The sequence below is a fragment of the Streptomyces sp. NPDC111520 genome, assembly GCF_055635295.1.
On sequence record NZ_JBVKBW010000002.1, the window covers coordinates 659,515 to 678,814 of the forward strand.

Below are 19,300 nucleotides of genomic sequence, written 5' to 3' on the forward strand. Positions count from 1 at the left end.
CCCCGGGCCCTGGCGCACGCCGCGCCAGGGCCGTCCTCTCCCGTCCCCTCCCCGAGAACGGCGGAACGCACCATGGAAGACCGGATACCCGACGACGTCGCGGCCGCCGCCGCGGCCGAGGGCCTCGGCCGGCACCGCCTCACGATCCTGCCGAAGCGGCACGGCTTCCTGATGACGTGCAACTTCGTGTTCATGATCCTCGTGGGGCTGGCCTGCTTCGTCCTGCCCGGCCTGTGGTTCCTCCACCACGCCCTGCGGACCCCGAACTTCTCCCGCAAGGCCGCCGCCCGGCGGCTGCACTTCTACGAGTTCGGGCTGGTCGAGATCGACCACGCCGGCGTCCCCGCCGCCTTCCGCTGGGACTCGATGACGGTGCTGCAGGAGATCACCGAGTCCTACGTCAACGGCATCCACGTCGCCACCGGTTACCGCTACACCCTCCACAAGGGCGACGGCACGGTCCGGAAGATCCTCAACTTCTACGCGGAGCCCGAGCGCTGGGGGCCGTTCATCCAGCAGGAGGTCGCCGGGTTCCAGCTGCCGGGAATGCTGCGCATGCTGGCGGAGGGAGGGACGCTGACCTTCGGGGACATCGCGGTCAACCGCACCGGCGTCGCGACGCCCAGGCGCGGGGCCGTCACCTGGCAGGAGATCGAGGGCGTGCGGGTCTCCGACGGCGTGCTCGTGCTGAAGAAGGCCGGCAAGTCCCTGTCCTGGTCCTCCAAGAAAGTCAAGGACATCCCGAACTTCCTCCTCTTCCTCTCCCTTGTGGACGAGCTGCGCCGAACCGCCCCCGTGCGGTGACCGTTCGGCCGCCGGACGCCCCCTGCCGGGCCGCACCCCCCACCCCCTAGAGTGCCAAGGTGCGTACAACCAGGGCGGGAACGGCAGCGGCAGCGGCGGCCGCCGCCGTGCTGCTCGGCGCGGGTCTGGCCGGCTGCACCGGCGAGGGCCTCGGCGGCGGCACGGGCAGCGGCGCCGGGAGCGACGGGGCGCCGAAGGGCAGCGCGCTCAAGGCGGTCGGCGACCTGGCGGTGAAGGGCCGGGCGCCCAAGACGGGTTACGCGCGGGACGAGTTCGGCGCGGCCTGGGTGGACACCGACCACAACGGCTGCGACACCCGCGACGACATACTCCGCCGGGACCTCACCGGCACCTCCTACCGCGCCGACCGGGGCGGGGACTGCGTCGTCGCCTCGGGCACCCTCGCCGACCCCTACACCGGCAGGCGGATCGACTTCACGCGCGGCCGCAGCACGGTCGACATCGACCACGTCGTGGCCCTCAGCGACGCCTGGCAGAAGGGGGCCAAGTACTGGTCCCGCGACAAGCGCACGCAGATCGCCAACGACCCGCTGAACCTCCTCGCCGTCGACGGCCCGACCAACCGCGGCAAGGGCGACGGCGACGCGGCGACCTGGCTGCCGCCGGACAAGGGCTTCCGCTGCCCGTACGTGGCCCGCCAGGTCGCGGTGAAGAAGAAGTACGGGTTGTGGGTCACCGAGGCCGAGAAGGCCGCCATGGTGAAGGTGCTGGACACCTGCCCCGGCGAACCCCTGCCGGACGACGGCAAGCCGGTGGCGTCCGGCGGGGACGGCGGGTCCGGCGGCGGGAACGGGGACGGGGACGGCAAGCAGGGCACCGCCCCCTCGCCGGACGCCACGTACGCGAACTGCGCCGCGGCCCGCGAGGCGGGCGCCGCCCCGCTGCACCGCGGGGACCCCGGCTACTCGCGCTCGCTGGACCGGGACGGCGACGGCGTCGCCTGCGACACCTGAGGTCCGGCGGATCGTTTGCGCAGTGTGTTGTGCAGAGTGCTGGATATCCCGGCGCCCCGCTCAATATCCTCGATCACTGCATCACTGCCAGGTCGTGCACCGTCGCTCGATCCCTTGCCGGGAGGCAAAAATGCTCCGCCGCAGGACTGCTCTCGCCGCCACCGCCGCCGCAGCCGTGCTGCTCGCGGCGCCACTGCTGACCTCCTGCGGCACACCGCACGCGGGCGCCGCGGCCGTCGTGGGCGGCGAGCAGATCACCGTGGAGTCGGTCCAGTCGAAGGTCGCCGCGGTCCGTGCCGCGCAGGAGAGGACCCCGCAGGCCGCCCAGCTCATCGAGGCCAGCAGCGATCTCCAGCGCAACGTGGTGCACCGGCTGGTGCAGAACGAGGTCATCGAGCGGGCGGCCGACGACATCGGCGCCTCCGTCACCCGGCGCGAGCTGCAGAAGGCCCGGACGGACAGCGAGCTGCAGGCCGGCGGCAAGGAGGCCCTGGAGGCCCAGCTGCTGCAGACCTACGCGATGGTGCCCGCCGACATCGACGAGAGCATCCGCACCGACCTGCTGATGCAGAAGGTCGCCGCCCACTACGGCGCCGACGTGCAGACCCCCGAGGGTCAGACGGCGCTGATCAAGGTGCTGCGCGACACGTCGAAGAAGCTGGAGATCGACGTCAACCCGCGCTTCGGCACGTGGAACTCGGACAAGCTCGACCTGGACGCCACCAAGGACCCGTGGCTGAGCGAGGTCAGCCGGCGCGCCGCCCAGGCGTAGGGCGCCGCGCGACCGGGGCCGCAGCCGGGGCCGGGTCCGACCCTCGGGCCCGGCCCCGGTGCCGTCCGGCGGCGAGGTAGTTTCGTCGGGTGGACCACTCCGATGACTCCGCCCGCCCGGGCCGCCTGGTACTGCTGACCACCACCCACCGGGTCGCGCCCGGCCTGCTCTCCTGGCCCGCCTGGGAGCTGCTGCGCGCCGCCGACCTGGTCGTCTGCCCCGACCCGGGGAACCCGCAGCTGCCGTACCTGCGCGAGGCCGGGGTCCGTGTCGAGCCGTCCGCGCCCACCGGGCGGGAGCTGGTCGACCTCACCGGGGACGGCCGCACCGTGGTCTACCTGGCGGGCGGCGAGGGCGACCGCGCCGTCACCGACGAGCTGGCCCGCCTCGGCGGCTCCGGCCGGGTCCACATGCCGGACCTGGAGCTGCTGCCCGCCTCCTACGACCTGCCGGGCGCGCGGCTGCTCGACCTGGTGCAGGTGATGGACCGGATCCGCCGTGAGTGCCCCTGGAGCAGCGTCCGTACCACCGAGGAACTGGTGAAGTACGGCATCGAGGAGGTCTACGAGCTCGCCGAGGCCGCAGAGGAAGGCGACCGGGACGCCCTGCGCGAGGAGCTCGGCGACGTGCTGCTGCAGGTCGTCTTCCACGCGCGGATCGCGCAGGACGACCCGGAGGAGCCGTTCTCGATCGACGACGTCGCCGCCACCATCGTGGACAAGCTGATCCACCGGCATCCGCACGTCTTCGGGGACGCCGTCGCCGAGACCCCGGAGGACGTCCGCGAGCACTGGCTGCGCACCAAGGCGGAGGAGAAGCGGCGCGGCTCGGTCACCGAGGGCATCCCCCTCGGCCAGCCCGCGCTCGCCCTCGCCGCCAAGCTCGGCTCCCGGGCCCGCCAGGCGGGCCTGTCCGTGGCCGTCCCGGACCAGGACGCCGCCGACACCGGTGACCGCCTGCTGGCGCTGGCGCTCGCCGCCCAGGCGGCCGGCATCGACCCGGAGTCCGCCCTGCGGGCCGCCGCGCGCCGCTACCGGGACGCGATCCTGGAGGCCGAGAAGACCGGCTGAGCTGCCGCGCGGGCCGGTTGCGGAAGATCTCCTTCCGCCGATGTGGGTCAGTCCGGGGCGCAGCGGGTAAATGGGACGTATGCGAGCACTGGAACAGATCCAGCTGGCCGTGCCGCACGACTATCTCGTCGGCATCGCGCCGCTGGTGGTGGGCATCTTCCTCGTCGGCATCCTCGTCGGCGCCGTCTCCATCGGTGTGTGGGCACGGAGCAAGGAGCCCCCACCGGAACAGAAACCGCAGCCCCGCGGCGGGGCGTGGCACACCCGCCAGGAGCACGGGCGGGAGACGTCGGCCGACCACGGCCCCGGCCACCAGGACGGCGAGCGGCACACGCTCACCGAATGGCGGGAACCGGACGAGTGGCCGCAGGACGGCATCCGGCACCTGCCGCACTCCCTCAAGGGCTTCGGCAACTGGGGCTCCCACGGAGTGAGCGGCCCGGAGGGCGGCACCCGCAGCCCCGCCGCCGGCGCCCGAAGTCCCGGGGACGTCCGCGGCACCGGTGACACCGGAACCCCCGGGGACACCCGGAGCGCCGCGGAGCGCCGCACACCCGCGGGCGCCGCGGGCGGTGCCCCGGGCGGCGCCCCCAGGGGCGCGCCGACGCGTTCAGGCCCTGGCCAGGAGGAGAGCGGCAAGGAAGAGCACTGAGTCCCGGCAGCCGGGCCCGGGCCCGGCTGCCGGGGTCGTGTCACGAGACGCCCACCCCCGCCCTCGGGCGGGGGTGGGCGCCGTGCGCCGTCGAACCGTCCGAGCAGCCGGCTGCGCGGAGGATCGTGCGCCTGCCGATGGGGCGCGCCTAGGCTCACCGCCATGCGCATCGACGTACCGCACGCGTGGCCGCGTGACGAGGCCGAGGCACTGGCCCTGCAGGACCGGCTCCGCCCGCTGGCGGACCACCGGGGACCCGGTCCGCGGCATCCGCGGTACGTGGCCGGACTGGACGTCGCCTACGGCGGCGGCCACGGTGCCGAGGGCGACGCCGTGGCCGCCGCCGTCGTCGTGCTCGACACCGGGACGCTGGCCCCGGTCGAGCAGGTCACGGCGACCGCCCTGGCCGGTTTCCCGTACGTGCCGGGGCTCTTCGCCTTCCGTGAGCTGCCGGTGCTGATCGACGCGCTGGAGAAGCTCTCCGTCACCCCCGATCTGCTGCTCTGCGACGGCCAGGGGCTGGCGCACCCGCGCCGCTTCGGCCTCGCCTGCCATCTGGGGGTGCTCACAGGGCTGCCCACCGCGGGGGTGGCCAAGACGCCGTTCGTCGGCACCTGGGACCCGGCGGCGCTCGGTGACGCCCGGGGATCGACCGCGCCGCTGGTGGACGCGGGGGAGACGGTGGGCCGGGTGCTGCGCACCCAGCGGGGCGTGAAGCCGGTCTACGTCTCGACCGGCCACGGCGTCGACCTGGACACCGCCTGCCGCCATGTGCTGGCCCTCGCCCCCTCCTACCGCCTGCCGGAGACGACCAGGCTGGCCGACCGGCTCAGCCGCGACCGGCTAACGTCATGGGGTGCATGACAGCGTGACCCCCGACCCCGGCATCCCGCCCGCCCCCGAGCTGTTCGGCCGGCAGTTCGCGACCGATCCCTACCCCGCGTACGCGTGGCTGCGCGAGCACGCGCCGGTGCACCGCACGACCCTGCCCAGCGGGGTGGAGGCGTGGCTGGTCACCCGGTACGCGGACGCCAAGCAGGCGCTGGCCGACGCCCGGCTCAGCAAGAACCCCGTCCACCACTCCGAACGCGCCCACGCCAAGGGCAAGGTGGGCATCCCGGGTGAGCGCAGCGCGGACCTGATGACGCACCTGCTCAACATCGACCCACCGGACCACACCCGGCTGCGGCGACTGGTCTCGAAGGCCTTCACCCCGCGCCGGGTGGCGGAGTTCGCGCCGCGGGTGCAGGAGCTCACCGACCGCCTGATCGACGGTTTCGCCGCCAAGGGCGAGGCGGATCTCATCCATGAGTTCGCGTTCCCGTTGCCGATCTACGCCATCTGCGACCTGCTGGGCGTCCCCTCCGAGGACCAGGACGACTTCCGCGACTGGGCGGGCATGATGATCCGGCACGGTGGCGGTCCGCGCGGGGGAGTGGCGCGCTCGGTGAAGAAGATGCGCGCCTACCTGCTGGAACTGATCCACCGCAAGCGCTCGGGCCTCGGCGACGACCTGATCTCCGGGCTGATCCGGGCGAGCGACCACGGGGAGCACCTCACCGAGAACGAGGCCGCCGCGATGGCCTTCATCCTGCTCTTCGCGGGCTTCGAGACGACCGTCAACCTCATCGGCAACGGCACCTACACGCTGCTGCGCCACCCGGAGCAGCGGCGGTGGCTGCAGGACTCCCTCGCCCGCGGCGAGCGAGAACCGCTCGGTACCGCCGTGGAGGAACTGCTGCGCTACGACGGCCCGGTGGAGTTGGCGACCTGGCGCTTCGCCACCGAACCGCTCACCGTGGGCGGGCAGTCCATCGCCGCCGGCGACCCGGTGCTCGTCGTCCTGGCGGCCGCCGACCGCGATCCGGCCCGCTTCGCCGACCCCGACGCCCTGGACCTGACGCGCCGCGACAACCAGCACCTCGGCTACGGCCACGGCATCCACTACTGCCTCGGCGCCCCGCTCGCCCGGCTGGAGGCGCAGGCCGCGCTGGCGACCCTGCTGACCCGGCTTCCGGACCTCCGACTGGCCGCGGATCCGGCCGATCTGAGGTGGCGTGGCGGCCTGATCATGCGCGGTCTGCGGACCCTGCCGGTCGCGTTCACACCGCAAAGTGACTGACGTAGCGTCAGAACGTGATCTTGGCGTGATCCGTGAGACATCGACTTGTGATGCATGGGCCAAGGCGGCTACGGTCTGGCGCCATCGCAATGTTCGAACGTGAAAGGCGATGGCGCATGCTGAAGTCCGGGAACGGCCGACACCGCAAGCCGCGTCAGGCCCCGACCGCCATGGTCGCGGTCGCGGCGACCGGGGCGGGCCTCACGCTCCCCCTCTTCGCAGCGAGCGGCGCCAGCGCCGCCGACGCCAACAGCACCTGGAACGCGGTCGCCATGTGCGAGAGCGGCGGCCTGTGGAGCTCCAACACGGGCAACGGCTTCTTCGGCGGTCTGCAGATCACCGAGGAGACCTGGCAGCAGTACGGCGGCGACCAGTACGCCGAGCGCCCCGACCTCGCCAGCCGCAACGAGCAGATATCCGTGGCCGAGAAGATCCTCGCGGAACTCGGCCCCGACGCCTGGTCCGGCTGCGCCGACTCCTCAGGGCTCACCGACGCCCTCGACGGCCTGCTGCACGGCGGCCACGACGACGACGGCCAGGGGGGCGACTCCACCGGCTCGGGCGACCAGGACACCGACGGTGACGGCGCCACCTCCGGCGACGACAGCACCGGCACCACCGCACCGGGCACCGGCGACGACACCACCGCCGTGCCGGACGCCGACCCGACCGAGGGCGCCGACGCCGCCGCGACCCCCTCCGCCGGCGACAAGGGCAAGGGCGCCGGCAAGCACCGCAAGCCGGACGCGGGCACCGCCACCGACGCACCCGCCGCCGGGAACGGCACGGCTTCCACCGGGGCCCAGGAGCACGGCCCCAGCGGCCTGCCGGCCCACTTCGTCGAGGGCGAGGCCGCCTGGGGCGTCATCCCGCTCACGCCCGACACGCGCACCGAGACCAAGAAGGCCGACACCGGCCGGGCCAACGACGCGAGCGCCAAGACCACCACCGGCGGCCGCTACCTGGTGCAGGAGGGCGACTCGCTCTGCGAGATCGCGATGGAACAGCACGTGACGGGCGGCTGGCGCGGCCTGTACGACGCGAACCGCGACGTCATCGGCGACGACCCGAACGCGATCAGCGCCGGCTCGTACCTGAACCTCGGACGCTGACCCCCGCACGCCGCCGGGCCGGGGGTCCACCCCCGCCCGGCGGACGCCTGCTGACATCGGGCTGAACTTTCTCCTCCGTTCCGAGCGCGCGCATGTCCATCCCCCGAGCGTGCCCGGCCGCGGCTTTTCGGGTCGGTTAGGCTCATGCCGAAACGAAGAGACATCCAGAAGGAGACTCACGTGCCGTCCATCGACGTCGTCGTAGCCCGGGAAATCCTCGACTCGCGAGGCAACCCCACCGTCGAGGTCGAGGTCGGCCTCGACGACGGCAGCACGGGCCGTGCAGCCGTCCCCTCCGGTGCGTCCACCGGTGCGTTCGAGGCCCTCGAGCTCCGCGACGGCGACAAGAGCCGTTACCTGGGCAAGGGCGTGGAGAAGGCCGTGCTGGCGGTCATCGAGCAGATCGGCCCCGAGCTGGTCGGCTACGACGCGACCGAGCAGCGCCTGATCGACCAGGCGATGTTCGACCTGGACGCCACCCCGGACAAGTCCTCGCTCGGCGCCAACGCCATCCTCGGCGTCTCGCTGGCCGTGGCGCACGCCGCCTCCGAGGCCTCCGACCTGCCGCTCTTCCGCTACCTGGGCGGCCCGAACGCCCACGTGCTGCCGGTCCCGATGATGAACATCCTGAACGGCGGCTCGCACGCCGACTCCAACGTGGACATCCAGGAGTTCATGATCGCGCCCGTGGGCGCGGAGTCCTTCTCCGAGGCCCTGCGCTGGGGCGCCGAGGTCTACCACACCCTCAAGGCGGTCCTGAAGGAGCGCGGCCTGTCCACCGGCCTCGGCGACGAGGGCGGCTTCGCCCCGAACCTGCCGAGCAACCGCGACGCCCTCGACCTGATCGTCGAGGCCATCAAGAAGGCCGGCTACCAGCCCGGCCAGGACATCGCGCTCGCGCTCGACGTCGCCGCCTCCGAGTTCTACAAGGACGGCAGCTACTCCTTCGAGGGCAAGTCCCTGTCGGCGGCCGAGATGACCGCGTACTACGCCGAGCTGGTCGACGCGTACCCGCTGGTCTCCATCGAGGACCCGCTGAACGAGGAGGACTGGGACGGCTGGAAGACGATCACCGACCAGCTCGGTGACAAGGTCCAGCTGGTCGGCGACGACCTGTTCGTCACCAACCCCGAGCGCCTGCAGCGCGGCATCGACAGCAACACGGCGAACGCGCTCCTGGTCAAGGTCAACCAGATCGGCTCGCTGACCGAGACCCTGGACGCGGTCGAGCTGGCCCAGCGCAACGGCTACAAGTGCATGATGTCGCACCGCTCCGGCGAGACCGAGGACGTCACCATCGCCGACCTCGCCGTCGCCACCAACTGCGGCCAGATCAAGACCGGCGCCCCCGCGCGCAGCGAGCGCGTCGCCAAGTACAACCAGCTGCTGCGCATCGAGGAGATCCTCGACGACGCCGCGGTGTACGCCGGCCGCTCCGCGTTCCCGCGCTTCAAGGGCTGACGTCGTCCGGTGCCGCCCGCCGCGCCCGCGGCGGGCGGCACCGTGCGCAGCAAGGGCCATCCGAACCCCACCGGAGGTGCACGTGCCGGATCGCTTCTCCACCGCGACGCGCATCCGTGCCCTCGGGGCACAGGCGCAGGCCCGCGTCTACCGCGCGGCCGGCCGCCCGCGGCCCTCGCTGCCCCGCGGCCGCAGCCGGCTGACCGGCCGGGCCGCGCTGCTGGCGCTGGTGGTCTGCGCCCTGGTGGTCGCCCTGGCCTACCCGATGCGCCAGTACGTCGCGCAGCGCTCGCAGATCGCCGACCAGCGCAAGCAGGCCGAGCAGGCGCGCAAGCGGGTCGACGAGCTGCGCGAGGAGAAGGCCCGCTGGCAGGACCCGGAGTACGTCAAGGCGCAGGCCCGGGCCCGGCTGCACTACGTACTGCCGGGCGAGACGGCGTATACGGTGGTGGAGCCCAGCGGAGCCGCGGCCCCCGACGGGTCCGGCGCCCGCCACAGCGACAGCGCCGCCCGCCGCCCCTGGTACTCCAACCTGTGGGACGGCGTGGACCACGCGGACGCCGCCGCAGCACACCGTTGACGCAACGCCCGAAAGAGACACGCCCAGGCATGGAAAAGCCCCCGTCGCAGACCGAGCACGCCCCGCCCACCGAGGCGGACATCGCCGCCTTCAAGGAGCAGCTCGGCCGCCCGCCGCGCGGCCTGCGGGCCATCGCGCACCGCTGCCCCTGCGGCAACCCCGACGTGGTGGAGACCGCGCCGCGCCTGGAGGACGGGACGCCGTTCCCGACGCTGTACTACCTGACCTGCCCGCGCGCCGCCTCGGCGATCGGCACCCTCGAGGCCGAGGGCGTCATGAAGGAGATGACGGCCCGGCTCGCCGAGGACGAGGAGCTCGCCGCCGCCTACCGCGCCGCGCACGAGGACTACATCGCCCGCCGGGACGCCGTCGAGGTCCTGGAGGGCTTCCCCAGCGCCGGCGGCATGCCGGACCGGGTCAAGTGCCTGCACGTCCTGGTCGGCCACTCCCTGGCGGCCGGCCCCGGGGTGAACCCGCTGGGCGACGAGACGATCGCGATGCTGCCCGAGTGGTGGCGCAAGGGCCCGTGCGTGAGCCCCTGCGGCGGCGCCGGCCGGGAGGAGGGCGAGGACTCGTGACCCGCGTCGCCGCCGTGGACTGCGGCACCAACTCCATCCGCCTGCTCGTCGCGGACGCGGACCCCGCGACCGGCGAGATCAAGGACCTGGACCGCCGGATGACCATCGTCCGGCTCGGACAGGACGTGGACCGCACCGGCCGGCTGGCCCCCGAGGCCCTGGAGCGCACCTTCGCGGCCTGCCGCGAGTACGCGGGCGTGATCGGGGAGCTGGGGGCGCAGCGGCTCCGGTTCGTGGCCACCTCCGCCTCGCGGGACGCCGCCAACCGGGACGACTTCGTGCGCGGGGTGGTGGACATCCTCGGCGTCGAGCCCGAGGTGATCACCGGCGACCAGGAGGCGGAGTTCTCCTTCACCGGCGCCACCAAGGAGCTCGCCGGGCGGGCGGACCTCGAACGCCCCTTCCTGGTCGTGGACATCGGCGGCGGCTCCACCGAGTTCGTCGTCGGCGACGACCGCGTCACGGCCGCACGGTCGGTCGACGTCGGCTGTGTGCGGATGACCGAGCGCCACCTGGTCCGCGACGGCGTGGCCGTCGACCCGCCCACCGCTGATCTGATCGCCGCCATGACGCGGGACATCGACGCCGCCCTCGACCTCGCCGAGCGGACCGTCCCGCTGCGCGAGGCCCGTACCCTCGTCGGGCTGGCGGGCTCCGTCACCACGGTCGCCGCGATCGCGCTGGGCCTGCCCGAGTACGACTGGGCCGCCATCCACCACTCCCGCATCCCGGTCGGGACGGTGCGCGAGATCAGCGCCCGCCTGCTGGCGGCCACGCACGCCGAGCGCGCCGCGATCCCGGTGATGCACCCGGGCCGGGTCGACGTGATCGGCGCCGGGGCCCTGGTACTGCTGCGGATCATGGAGCGGACGGGTGCCCGGGAGGTCGTGGTCTCCGAGCACGACATCCTCGACGGCATCGCCTGGAGCATCGCCTGAGCAGGGCCTTTTCCATCTGAGCGGGGTCCGGGTGCGGGCGTGACACGCCCGCCCCGCGAAGTTCGTGAATTTCTTCACATGAAAGTTCCCGCCGGACGGCCCAACTCCCCGCGGCCGGGTCCCCCAGGAGCCCCAAGAACCCTTGCTGCCCACGCGTTTCGGCTGTGTTGAGGGACCGTGAAGAGGTGCCCCCGGATGCCGATCGCCGCTGGTCGGAGGGGGCGCTCAACGCCCACGCGGCCCGCCGGGTTCCCCCCGGGCGCTGTGGTCCTGATCACGAAGCGGCGCAGTGTAGCAGAGGGCACCGGAAACCTTGTGAAGGGGCTCACGAGGTACCCCCTGGGGCGTGGTGAATACTCGAAGCATGAGCACCACGGAGCGTCCCAGGATCCTCGTAGTAGGCGGAGGGTACGTCGGCCTGTACGCGGCGCGGCGCATCCTCAAGAAGATGCGTTACGCGGAAGCGACGGTCACCGTCGTCGACCCGCGCTCGTACATGACGTACCAGCCCTTCCTGCCGGAGGCCGCCGCCGGCAGCATCTCCCCCCGCCACGTCGTGGTGCCGCTGCGCCGCGTGCTCCCCACGGCGGAGGTCCTCACCGGCCGGGTCACCACCATCGACCAGGACCGCAAGGTCGCGGTCGTCGAGCCGCTCGTGGGCGAGACCTACGAGCTGCCCTTCGACTACCTGGTGGTCGCGCTGGGCGCGGTCTCCCGCACCTTCCCGATCCCGGGCCTCGCGGAGCACGGCATCGGCATGAAGGGCGTCGAGGAGGCCATCGGGCTGCGCAACCACGTGCTGGAGCAGCTCGACAAGGCCGACTCCACCACCGACGAGGACGTCCGCCGCAAGGCGCTCACCTTCGTCTTCGTCGGCGGCGGCTTCGCCGGCGCCGAGACCATCGGCGAGGTCGAGGACATGGCCCGCGACGCGGCCAAGTACTACACCAACGTCAAGCGCGAGGACATGCGGTTCATCCTCGTCGACGCCGCCGACAAGATCCTCCCCGAGGTCGGTCCCGAGCTGGGCGCCTGGGGTCTGGAGCACCTGCGCGAGCGCGGCATCGAGGTCTACCTCAGCACCTCCATGACCTCCTGCGTCGACAAGCACGTGGTGCTCGCCAACGGCCTTGAGGTCGACGCCTCCACCATCGTGTGGACGGCCGGCGTCAAGCCCAACCCGGTGCTCGCCAAGTACGGCCTCCCGCTCGGCCCGCGCGGCCACGTGGACACCGCCGCGACGCTCCAGGTCCAGGGCACCGACTACATCTGGTCGGCCGGCGACAACGCCCAGGTCCCCGACCTGGCCTCCGGCCCCGGCGCCTGGTGCCCGCCGAACGCCCAGCACGCGCTGCGCCAGGCCAAGGTGCTCGGCGACAACGTGGTGTCCGGCATGCGCGGCTTCCCGCAGAAGGACTACAAGCACGCCAACAAGGGCGCCGTGGCCGGCCTCGGCCTGCACAAGGGCGTCGCCCTGGTCCGCTTCGGCAAGATGAAGCTGAAGTTCAAGGGCCGCCTGGCCTGGTACATGCACCGTGGCTACCACGGCATGGCGGTCCCGACCTTCAACCGCAAGATCCGGGTGCTCGCCGACTGGACGCTGGCGATGTTCCTCAAGCGCGAGGTCGTCTCGCTCGGCGCCATCGAGAACCCGCGCGAGGAGTTCTACGAGGCCGCCAGGCCGGTCCCGGCCGCGGCGGTCCCCGCCGAGGCTGCGAAGGCCAAGGCCTGAGCAGGTAGCAGTACGGCCGAAGGGCGTCCGCCATCCGTGGGGCGGGCGCCCTTCGTCGTGCCCGTGTCCCTGGCTCCGGGGCACAGGACATGAGATGGGTAGAGGTAAAGAAGCGGTAGCGCGGGAATGTCGGTGTATCCCGCATCCGTTTCCCAGCCCAGTGGACCCGTCTTCATGGAGGCACGGAGGTACGCGCCATGGCCGATGCGGCCGGACGACTGACCGCCCTCGCCGAGCAGGCGCTCGGCGTTCCCATCCCGCTGCGCATCCGCGCGTGGGACGGCAGCGAGACCGGACCCCCCGACGCCCCGGTCCTGGTCGTACGGCACCGCCGGGCGTTGCGTCGGCTGCTGTTCAAGCCCGGCGAACTCGGCCTGGTCCGCGCCTGGGTGGCCGGTGAACTCGACGTCGAGGGCGATCTGTACGAGGCCCTGGACCGGCTCTCCGGGCTGGTCTGGGACCGCCCCACCGAGGACGCCGGGACCTCGCCGCGCCGGCTGCTCGGCATCGCGAGCGACCCCGGGACCTACCGGCTGGCCCGCGAGGCCCTCGCCCTCGCCGGTCCCGGTCTGCCGCCGCCCCCGCCGCCGGAGGAGGTCCGCCGGCGTTCCGGCGTGCTGCACAGCCCGGTCCGCGACCGGCAGGCGATCAGCCACCACTACAACGTCGGCAACGACTTCTACGAGCGGGTTCTCGGCCCGTCCATGGTCTACTCGTGCGCCTACTGGGAGGGGCCCGAGGCGACCCTGGAGGACGCCCAGCGCGCCAAGCTGGACCTGATCTGCCGCAAGCTGCAACTGCAGCCCGGGCAGCGGCTGCTGGACGTCGGCTGCGGCTGGGGCTCGATGGTGATGCACGCCGCGGAGCACTACGGCGTCCGCGCCACCGGCGTCACGCTCTCCACCGAGCAGGCGTCCTACGCCCGCAAGCGGGTCGCCGACGCCGGCCTCGCCGACCGGATCGAGATCCGCGTGCAGGACTACCGGGCGGTCGACGACGGGCCGTACGACGCCGTCTCCTCGATCGGCATGGCCGAGCACGTGGGCCGCGAGCGCTACCGGCAGTACGCCGGGGTGCTGTACGGGCTGCTGCGGCCCGGCGGGCGGCTGCTCAACCACCAGATCGGCCGCCGCCCCTGGGCGGACGAGGAGGCGTACCACGTCGACGAGTTCATCGACCGGTACGTCTTCCCCGACGGCGAGCTGGCCCCGGTCGGCTCCACCGTCGCCCGGCTGGAGGAGGCCGGGCTCGAGGTACGGGACGTGGAGGCGATCCGCGAGCACTACGCCCTGACCCTGCGGCAGTGGGTGGCCAACCTGGAGGCCCACTGGCCGGAGGCCGTCCGGCTCGCCGGGGCCGGCCGCGCCCGCGTCTGGCGGCTCTACATGGCGGCGTCCGCGCTCTCCTTCGAGCAGAACCGCATCGGCGTCAACCAGGTCCTCGCCGTCCGCCCGACGAAGGACGGCGGCTCGGGGATGCCCCGCACCCGGGCCGACTGGCTGGGCACGGGCCGGCAGGCCTGAACGCGCCGGGGGCGGGGGCCGCACACGGCCCCCGCCCCCGGCGTCTGACGCCGCACCGCTACTCGGCCTTGATGGCCTCCAGCATGTTCAGCCGGGCCGCCCGCCGGGCCGGCCACAGCGCGGCCAGGACACCCACCACAGCGGCGATCGCCACGAAGACCGCGATCCGGTCCCAGGGCAGCACCATCGCGTAGCTCGGCAGCTCGGGCCGGATCAGCCCGCCGACCGCCCAGGCGAGGAACACCCCGAGGCCCAGGCCGAGCACCGCGCCGAAGAGCGAGATCACCAGGGACTCCAGCCGGATCATCCGCTTGACCGCGGCACGGTCCAGTCCGATCGCCCGCAGCATGCCGATCTCGTGCTGCCGTTCGAAGACCGACATCGCCAGCGTGTTGATCACGCCCAGCACCGCCACCAGCACGGCCATCGCTAGCAGCCCGTAGAGGATGTTCAGCATCAGGTCGATCGTGGAGCTGAGCTCGCGGGAGATGTCCGCCTTGTCCTGCACCTTGACGACCGGGTTCTCGCCGAGCGCCTTCACCAGCGCGTCCTGGTGGGCCTCGGAGGGGCCGCCGGCCATCTTCACCAGCACCCGCATGTCCCCGGCCTTCGGGGTGTGCGGGGTCACCGTGGCGTTGTCCATGATCACGCCGTTGATGAGGTCGCCGCCCACGAAGACGCCGCCGATCCTCAACCGCCCCTTGGTGCCGTCGTCGTAGCGCACCGGCAGGCTCTCCCCGAGGTGCCAGCCGCGCCGCTTCGCGGTGTCGGAGTCCACGACCACGGAGTCGCCGCGCGCCGCGGCCAGGGAGCCGTGGGTGAAGTCCAGGGCCAGCAGCCGTTCGATCTGCGGCGCGTCGACGCCGGTGACCCACTCGTCCTCGCCGTCCAGCTCGGTGTGCGCGTCGCGCACGGCGCTGGAGTCGCTGACGCCGTCGGTGCCGGCGACCTGCTTCGCCACCTCGGGCGAGAGGTTCTGGCCGGTGGCCATGGTGATCTGGTAGTCGGCCCTCAGATGGGCGGCCGCCAGCTCGTCCACGGTGGTCTTCACCGAGATGGCCACCACCGTGAGGGCGGTGATCAGGGTGAGGCCGATCATCAGGGCGGAGGCCGTGGCGGCGGTGCGGCGCGGGTTGCGCACCGAGTTCTGCCGGGCGAGCTTGCCCGTGACCCCGAAGGGCCGCAGCAGCGGCGCGGCCGCGGCGACCACCGGCCGGGACAGCAGCGGGGTGAGGACGAAGACGCCGATCAGCAGCAGCCCGGCGCCGCCGCCGAGGACCATGTTGCCGCCGTCCTTCATCCCCGAGCCGGCCACCACCAGGACGATGCCGGCCGCCGACAGCAGCGCGCCGAGCGTGTTGCGCAGCAGCAGGCCCTTGACGGTGGCCGGGGCGTGCACACTGCTCATCGCCGCGACCGGCGGGATCTTCGCGGCCCGGCGGGCCGGCAGCCACGCGGCGAGCACGGTGACGCCCACACCGACCGCGAGCGCCACGCCCGCCGTGCCGGGCTGCACGGCCAGGGCGCCGTCGGGCAGTTCCGCGCCCGCCGAGCCGAGCACCGCCCGCATGACGGCCGCGATGCCGATGCCCAGCAGGAAGCCGGTCACGCCGGCCACCGTGCCCACGACGAGGGCCTCGCCCAGCACCGAACGCGTCACCTGCCGGCGGCTGGCGCCGACCGCGCGCAGCAGCGCCAGCTCCTTGGTGCGCTGGGCGACCAGCATCGTGAAGGTGTTGGCGATGATGAAGATGCCCACGAAGAGCGCGATGCCGGCGAAGCTGAGCAGGGTGGTGTTGAACTGGCTGAGGTCGGAGGCGATCTGCCGTGCCTCGTCGTCCGCCAGTCGCTGTCCGGTGGTCGCGGTGGCGTCCTTGGCGTAGCGCGGCAGGAGCTTCTCGATCCCCGCCTTCAGCGTGGCCTGCGCGGTGCCCGGGGCCGCCTTGACGTCGATCTCCTCGTACGTGCCCGGCTTGCCGAAGAGCTTCTGGGCCGTGGCGGTGTCGAAGAGCACCAGACTGCCGCCCGCGGCGACGTTGCCGTCGTCCGTGCGGAAGACGCCGGTGACCTTCTGCCGCATCACCGGGCCGTCGATGGACATCCGGACGGTGTCGCCGACGCCGTAGCCCGTCCGCTCGGCGGTCTTGGAGTCCAGCACGATCTCGGCGGAGGTCCGCGGGGCGCGTCCCTCGCTCATCGGGTAACGGCCCGCACCGGCGTAGTTGCCGCCGCGGGTGGACCAGCCGTCGCCGACCAGCCGGCCCTTCTTGTCGGCGATGGCGGTGAAGCCCGTCACGGTCGCGGTGGTGGACTCGGCGCCGGGCAGCCGGCCGATCTCGTCCACCAGCCGCTGGGGGAGCGGGTGGTCGACGTCGCCGTAGGTGACGGCGACCGAGACGTCGGAGTAGCTCCGGGCGGAGGCCTTGCGGAGGGCGTTGCCGATGGTGTCGGTGAACACCAGGGTGCCGGAGACGAAGGAGACGCCGAGCATCACGGCGAGCACGGTCATCAGCAGTCTGGCCTTGTGCGCGAGGACGTTGCGCAGGGCGGTACGGAACATGTCAGGGCTTGTCTCTCGGTCGTGGCTCGTGGTCGGCGGCGGGGATCAGCTGGTGCGGCCCTTGGCGTCGAAGCGCTTCATGCGCTCCAGCACCGTGTCCGCGGTTGGGCCGTGCAGCTCGTCGACGATCCGGCCGTCGGCGAGGAAGACCACGCGGTCCGCGTAGGAGGCGGCGACCGGGTCGTGGGTGACCATGACGACGGTCTGGCCGAGCTCCTTCACGGAGTTGCGGAGGAAGCCGAGGATCTCCGCGCCGGAACGGGAGTCGAGGTTGCCGGTCGGCTCGTCGGCGAAGATGATCTCGGGCCGGCTCGCCAGCGCCCTGGCGACCGCGACGCGCTGCTGCTGACCGCCGGAGAGCTGGGACGGCCGGTGCGACAGCCGCTCGGACAGCCCGACGGTCTCCACGACGCGGTCCAGCCACTGCTTGTCGGCCTTGCGGCCGGCGATGTCCATCGGGAGCGTGATGTTCTCCGCGGCGGTGAGCGTCGGCAGCAGGTTGAACGCCTGGAAGACGAAGCCGATCTTGTCCCGGCGGAGCTGGGTGAGCTGCTTGTCCTTCAGCGCGGACAGCTCGGTGTCGCCGATCCGCGCCGAGCCGGACGAGACGGTGTCCAGCCCTGCCATGCAGTGCATCAGCGTGGACTTGCCGGAGCCCGAGGGCCCCATGATCGCGGTGTACTCGCCGGCGCGGAACTCGACCGTCACCGCGTCGAGCGCGACGACCCGGGTCTCGCCCTCCCCGTAGACCTTGCTCAGGTCGGTGGCGCGGGCGGCCGTGGCCGTGGCGGTGGGGTGTGCGGTGGTGGTGGTCACGGCACGCTGCTCCTGTCGGGACGGGGGAGTCGATCGGACCCGTCCATCGTCCCGACGGGAGACGTCGTCGGGATCCGTCCACATCGTGGTTCTGCAGGCAGTCCCGAGAGGTACGCGCGGACCCCCGCGTACTACTTGGGTATGACGGGGACCCCGAGATCCCGCCTCCGGGTGGAAGCGATTTCGCGTCATCTGCGGGGAGCCGGGTCCGCCGCCCGGACCGCCCCGGGCCTGTGCTTTCCTCCGGACCGGTCGGATCTGATGGTTCGTCAGGCAGCCTTAAAATCAGACAACATGACGATTCCGGGGCCCTGTTCCACCCGCCCCGCCGGATAGGCTCGTACTGCGCTCCGGCGTCGCCCTGCCCGGATGGTGGAATGCAGACACGGCGAGCTTAAACCTCGCTGCCCCTTGCGGGCGTACCGGTTCAAATCCGGTTCCGGGCACCACCTCTCCCGCCGACGCCGCGGGGCCGCCCCGGTGCGTAGTGTGTCGGCTGACCGGCCGCGGGGAGGAGCGCGTCATCCTCCCGGCGTACGGCGAAGCCATGCATCGTGCGGGGGGAGTTCTTGTGACGGACGACGGGATCCGGTGGATCGCCGGGGCCTTCGACACCTACTGCCTGACCTTCGCCCGCGGTCTGGAGGTCGCCGAACTGGTCCGCCGGATGGACGGCGACCCCGGTGCGATCCGCGAAGGCCTCTCCGCCGACGCCGCGATGCACTGGGCCTTCGAGAAGGGGCCCGTGGCCCGGCTCGGCACCTGCGGCGGATGGGCCTTCGCCCTGGAGCACTGGAGTGACGAGGGCATGGACCTCGGGACCCTCCGCGCGGTCTCCCGGGGGACTGAGGCAGTCGTGTACCTCAACAGCGGCACCCCGCCCCGGTGGTTCCTGTACGCCCGGGACGGCCGGGTCGTGGCCGACTTCGAGCCCGGTGTCGAGGCCGCCCAGCTCGGCGGCGAGGACCCGGGCCGGCTGGTGCCGGCCATGCAGCAGGTGGGCCTGCTCCTCCCCGACGGGACCTCCGCACCCGACGCCGACGGGGAGGACGAGATCCTGGAGATGGGCGAACGCCACTTCGGCCTCACCCTGCCGCGCGACACCGTGGAACACGGCACCCTGGCCGCGGTCTGCTTCGCGCCCTTCTGACCACCCTGCCCCGGCCCGTGAGGGACGCCCGGCACACCACAACTGGAGGAGACATGACCGTGCTGCGTGTGAAGGCCTTCGACCACCTGGTCCTCAACGTCGCCGACGTCGAGCGGTCCCTGGCCTTCTACACCGGGCCGCTCGGCCTGGAGCCGGTGCGCGTGGAGGAATGGCGCGCCGGGAAGGCCCCGTTCCCGTCGGTGCGGATCACCCCGGAGACCATCATCGACCTGGTCGCGGGCCCCCGCGGCGAGTCCAACGTCGACCACATCTGCCTCACCGTGGAGCCGCTGGACTGGGAAGAGGTCGTCGCCTCGGGGGTGTTCACGGTCCTGGAGGCCGGCGTGCGGCGGTTCGGCGCGCGCGGCGAGGCGCTGTCGACGTACGTCTCGGACCCGGACGGCAACACGGTGGAACTGCGCTGGTACCCGCAGGACGCCCAGGACTGAGGGGAGT

General features: G+C 72.6%; 18 protein-coding genes and 1 tRNA gene. 17 read left to right on the forward strand and 2 right to left on the reverse strand.

Annotation, left to right across the window (positions count from 1 at the left end; genetic code table 11):
- The first annotated feature begins 72 nt into the window (after window positions 1-72).
- The 14 genes from ACZ7MY_RS07115 (at window position 73) to ACZ7MY_RS07180 (ending at window position 14,318) form a co-directional block, all read left to right on the forward strand.
- On the forward strand, window positions 73-804 hold the full coding sequence (locus tag ACZ7MY_RS07115; RefSeq protein ID WP_499600201.1) for a DUF6585 family protein: 732 nt from the start codon (window positions 73-75) through the stop codon (window positions 802-804).
- A 59-nt stretch (window positions 805-863) separates the two neighbouring features.
- Entirely contained in the window at window positions 864-1,778 is a 915-nt protein-coding gene (locus ACZ7MY_RS07120; protein ID WP_499600202.1) for a GmrSD restriction endonuclease domain-containing protein, read from the forward strand.
- 130 nt (window positions 1,779-1,908) lie between these two features.
- Complete coding sequence (locus ACZ7MY_RS07125; protein WP_499600203.1) at window positions 1,909-2,550, forward strand: SurA N-terminal domain-containing protein; 642 nt, start codon at window positions 1,909-1,911, stop codon at window positions 2,548-2,550.
- Window positions 2,551-2,639: 89 nt separating this feature from the next.
- Entirely contained in the window at window positions 2,640-3,620 is a 981-nt protein-coding gene (locus ACZ7MY_RS07130; RefSeq protein WP_499600204.1) for a nucleoside triphosphate pyrophosphohydrolase, read from the forward strand.
- A gap of 79 nt (window positions 3,621-3,699) precedes the next feature.
- Window positions 3,700-4,272 (forward strand): DUF6479 family protein, encoded by a 573-nt coding sequence (locus tag ACZ7MY_RS07135; protein WP_499600205.1) that lies wholly within the window; start codon window positions 3,700-3,702, stop codon window positions 4,270-4,272.
- A 162-nt stretch (window positions 4,273-4,434) separates the two neighbouring features.
- On the forward strand, window positions 4,435-5,136 hold the full coding sequence (locus ACZ7MY_RS07140) for an endonuclease V (RefSeq protein ID WP_499600206.1): 702 nt from the start codon (window positions 4,435-4,437) through the stop codon (window positions 5,134-5,136).
- Window positions 5,129-6,394 carry a cytochrome P450 family protein gene (locus ACZ7MY_RS07145; protein WP_499600207.1) on the forward strand — a complete coding sequence of 422 codons (1,266 nt, stop codon included), beginning with the start codon at window positions 5,129-5,131 and terminating at the stop codon, window positions 6,392-6,394. The genes ACZ7MY_RS07140 and ACZ7MY_RS07145 overlap by 8 nt, the downstream gene beginning before the upstream one ends.
- A 116-nt stretch (window positions 6,395-6,510) precedes the next feature.
- Entirely contained in the window at window positions 6,511-7,506 is a 996-nt protein-coding gene (locus tag ACZ7MY_RS07150) for a transglycosylase family protein (protein WP_499600208.1), read from the forward strand.
- Window positions 7,507-7,686: 180 nt separating this feature from the next.
- Window positions 7,687-8,967, forward strand: coding sequence for a phosphopyruvate hydratase (eno, locus tag ACZ7MY_RS07155; RefSeq protein ID WP_499600209.1), 1,281 nt, complete (start codon window positions 7,687-7,689; stop codon window positions 8,965-8,967).
- A gap of 82 nt (window positions 8,968-9,049) precedes the next feature.
- Window positions 9,050-9,547 carry an FtsB family cell division protein gene (locus tag ACZ7MY_RS07160; RefSeq protein ID WP_499600210.1) on the forward strand — a complete coding sequence of 166 codons (498 nt, stop codon included), beginning with the start codon at window positions 9,050-9,052 and terminating at the stop codon, window positions 9,545-9,547.
- 29 nt (window positions 9,548-9,576) lie between these two features.
- Window positions 9,577-10,125 carry a DUF501 domain-containing protein gene (locus ACZ7MY_RS07165; protein ID WP_499600211.1) on the forward strand — a complete coding sequence of 183 codons (549 nt, stop codon included), beginning with the start codon at window positions 9,577-9,579 and terminating at the stop codon, window positions 10,123-10,125.
- The gene (locus tag ACZ7MY_RS07170; RefSeq protein WP_499600212.1) at window positions 10,122-11,063 is read left to right on the forward strand and encodes a Ppx/GppA phosphatase family protein; all 942 of its coding nucleotides are present in this window, start codon (window positions 10,122-10,124) and stop codon (window positions 11,061-11,063) included. Before ACZ7MY_RS07165 ends, ACZ7MY_RS07170 begins: the two co-directional genes overlap by 4 nt.
- 364 nt (window positions 11,064-11,427) lie before the next feature.
- Window positions 11,428-12,795 carry an NAD(P)/FAD-dependent oxidoreductase gene (locus tag ACZ7MY_RS07175; RefSeq protein ID WP_499600213.1) on the forward strand — a complete coding sequence of 456 codons (1,368 nt, stop codon included), beginning with the start codon at window positions 11,428-11,430 and terminating at the stop codon, window positions 12,793-12,795.
- Between the two features lie 197 nt (window positions 12,796-12,992).
- The gene (locus ACZ7MY_RS07180; RefSeq protein ID WP_499600214.1) at window positions 12,993-14,318 is read left to right on the forward strand and encodes a class I SAM-dependent methyltransferase; all 1,326 of its coding nucleotides are present in this window, start codon (window positions 12,993-12,995) and stop codon (window positions 14,316-14,318) included.
- A gap of 58 nt (window positions 14,319-14,376) precedes the next feature.
- On the opposite strand, the gene ACZ7MY_RS07185 is transcribed toward ACZ7MY_RS07180, so the two are convergent.
- Together ACZ7MY_RS07185 and ACZ7MY_RS07190 are read right to left on the reverse strand one after the other, a co-directional pair.
- Window positions 14,377-16,878 (reverse strand): ABC transporter permease, encoded by a 2,502-nt coding sequence (locus tag ACZ7MY_RS07185; RefSeq protein ID WP_499600215.1) that lies wholly within the window; start codon window positions 16,876-16,878, stop codon window positions 14,377-14,379.
- 45 nt (window positions 16,879-16,923) lie between these two features.
- Window positions 16,924-17,694 (reverse strand): ABC transporter ATP-binding protein, encoded by a 771-nt coding sequence (locus tag ACZ7MY_RS07190; protein ID WP_499600216.1) that lies wholly within the window; start codon window positions 17,692-17,694, stop codon window positions 16,924-16,926.
- Between the two features lie 363 nt (window positions 17,695-18,057).
- On the opposite strand from ACZ7MY_RS07190, the gene ACZ7MY_RS07195 reads away from it, so the two are divergent.
- The 3 genes from ACZ7MY_RS07195 (at window position 18,058) to ACZ7MY_RS07205 (ending at window position 19,293) form a co-directional block, all read left to right on the forward strand.
- Window positions 18,058-18,143: transfer RNA gene (locus tag ACZ7MY_RS07195), tRNA-Leu, on the forward strand.
- Between the two features lie 122 nt (window positions 18,144-18,265).
- A complete protein-coding gene (locus ACZ7MY_RS07200; RefSeq protein WP_499600217.1) occupies window positions 18,266-18,844 on the forward strand; it encodes a DUF6461 domain-containing protein in 579 nt (192 codons plus the stop codon).
- 53 nt (window positions 18,845-18,897) lie between these two features.
- Window positions 18,898-19,293 (forward strand): VOC family protein, encoded by a 396-nt coding sequence (locus ACZ7MY_RS07205; RefSeq protein WP_499600218.1) that lies wholly within the window; start codon window positions 18,898-18,900, stop codon window positions 19,291-19,293.
- Window positions 19,294-19,300 lie beyond the last annotated feature (7 nt).